Consider the following 2,628-nt stretch of genomic DNA (forward strand, 5'->3'; position numbering starts at 1 on the left):
CTCAACACTTCCCACATCGAACACATCCGTACGAAACTCCACCGCCCCCGCAATCCCCGCGGGCTCACCATCCCCGGAGAAGCGCTCGCCGAGTGCGAACGTCAGATCCATGCGCGCCGTGCGGCTCTCCAGCGGCAGCCGGGCGACCTGCAGGTCACCGAGGTCCAGGCCCGCCCCGGGATCGTTGTCGTCTTCCCGCAGGTTCTGCCAGGTGATCGACACCTGGACCAGCGGGTGATGGCTCAGAGACCGAATCGGGTTGAGCCGCTCCACCAGCAGTTCGAACGGCACGTCCTGATGTTCGAGGGCCGCGAGGCTGCGGGCCCGAACCTGGGCCAACAGGTCGGCGACCGTGGCGTCGTGGCCGGTATCGACGCGCAATATCAACGTGTTGACGAAAAATCCGACCAGCTGATCGAGGGCGGGGTCAGCGCGCCCCGCGATCGCAAACCCCACCGAGACATCGCTGGTTGCAGTGACTTTGGCGAGCAGCAGGGCCAGCGCCGCCTGCACCACCATGAAGGTGGTGGCGTTGTGTGCGCGCGCGAGCGCGCGGATCCGCTGTTGCAACTCCGCCGGCCAGTCCACCGCCACGCTCGCGCCGCGGTAGTCGGCCACCGGCGGGTAGGGCCGGTCGGTGGGCAGCGCCAGCCGCTCGGGCATGCCCGCCAACGCGTCCTGCCAGTAGGCCAGCTGAACGGCGATGGGGCTGCCGCTGTCCTCGAGATCGCCGAACCGGGCGCGCTGCCACAGCGTGTAATCGGCGTACTGCACCGCAAGCGGCGCCCAGGCGGGCGGCCGTCCGGCACTGCGGCCGGCGTAGGCCGCGCCCAGATCGCGCACCAGCGGGGCGATCGACCAGCCGTCGGCGGCGATGTGGTGCACGACGGCCACCAGCACGTGCTCGTCCTCGGCGAGGGCGAAAAGCTTTGCCCGCAGCGGTGTCTCGGTTTCCAGATCGAACGCGTGCCGCGCGACGGCGCCGACGGCCTCGTCCAGCCGCGTGGGCGGCCATGCGGTGGCGTCGACCACCTCCCAGCCGAAGTCCGCCCGATCAGGCGATACCACGCCCTGATACGGCACGCCGTCGACATGAGGAAAGACGGTGCGCAGCGACTCGTGGCGGGCCACCACATCGGCCAGCGCCGCACCCAACGCGCCGGCATCGAGTCGCCCGCTCAGCCGCAGCGCCACCGCCATGTTGTAAACCGGTGACGCGCCGTGCAATTGGCCGAGGAACCACAACCGGCTCTGACCGAACGACAACGGAACCAGCGCGGGCCGCTCGCCGGCCACCAACGGTTCCAGCTCGCCGCCGTCCCCGCGAATCCGGGGCGCCAGCTGGGCGATGGCGGGCGCGTCGAACAGGGTTCGCACGCCGAGGCGAGTGTTCCAGGATTTGTTGATCGCGGCGATCAGGCGCATCGCGGTCAGCGAATCTCCGCCGAGGTCGAAGAAGGAGTCGTCGACCCCGAGCCGGTCGAGTCCCAGCACGTCGGCGTACATGCCGGCCAGGACTTCCTCGACGGCGTTGCCCGGGGCGCGGTAGGTCGTGCCGCGGTATTCCGGTGCAGGCAGCGCGCGGGCGTCCAGCTTGCCGCTAACGGTCAACGGCAACGCATCGAGCGCCACCACCGCGGCCGGCACCAGGTACGACGGCAACCGCTCGGCCAGCTCGGTGCGCACGACGGCCGGGTCCGCGGTGCCGGTGATGTAGCCCACGAGACGCCTGTCGCCGGGCAGGTCCTCGCGGGCGATCACCGCCGCGGCGTCCACGCCGGCCAAACCGGCCAGTGCAGTGCGGATTTCGCCGAGCTCGATGCGATAGCCGCGGATCTTGACCTGCTCGTCGGCGCGGCCCCGATAGCGCAGCTGGCCGTCGGCGCCCCACGACACCAGATCCCCGGTGCGGTACATGCGCTCACCCCGCGCCCCGAAGGGGCACGCCACGAACCGCGACGCCGTGAGGCCCGCCCGGCGGACATACCCGACGCCCACACCCCGGCCGGCCACGTACAACTCCCCCACCGTGCCCACCGGCACCGGCCGCAGCCACCCGTCGAGCACGAACAACGCCGCACCCGGCACCGGCACGCCGATGGGTACCACCGCGGACCCGGCGGCGAGCGGTGCGCTGATCGCCACGTCCACGGTGGTTTCGGTGGGGCCGTAGGCGTTCGTCATCACCCGGCCCGGCGCCCACCGGTGCACCAGTTCGGGCGGGCACGCCTCGCCGCCCACGATCACCGCCGCCGATTCCAGGCCCTCGAGCGACAACGCCGCCAGGGCGGAGGGCGTCTGGCTCACCACGTCGACCCGTTCGGCGATCATCAAGGCGCGCAACTCTTCCGGCGATCCCGTGACAGCCTCGGGTATCACCACCAGGCGCCCGCCGTGCAGCAGCGCACCCCAGATCTCGCGGACGGAGGCGTCGAACGCGTAGGAGTGCCACTGCGTCGACACCTTGACGGGCCCGGGTTCGGTCAGGCCGGAGTCCAGGCTTTCCATCAGTTGGGTGACGTTGCGGTGGGTGACCGCAACGCCTTTGGGAACACCGGTGGTCCCCGAGGTGTACACGATGTGCGCGATGTCGTGGGCATCGGGCACCGGCAACCCCGTACCCGGCCA

Annotated in this window: 1 protein-coding gene; it reads right to left on the bottom strand. The window is 70.8% G+C overall.

All coding sequences use genetic code 11. The features are described from left to right. Positions 1 to 2,628: condensation domain-containing protein (locus tag OQ789_RS25545; protein ID WP_420716204.1), on the bottom strand; the 2,628-nt coding region annotated here is incomplete at both ends.

Origin of the sequence: Mycobacterium sp. 94-17, assembly GCF_035617725.1 — a bacterium.
GTDB lineage: Bacteria > Actinomycetota > Actinomycetes > Mycobacteriales > Mycobacteriaceae > Mycobacterium.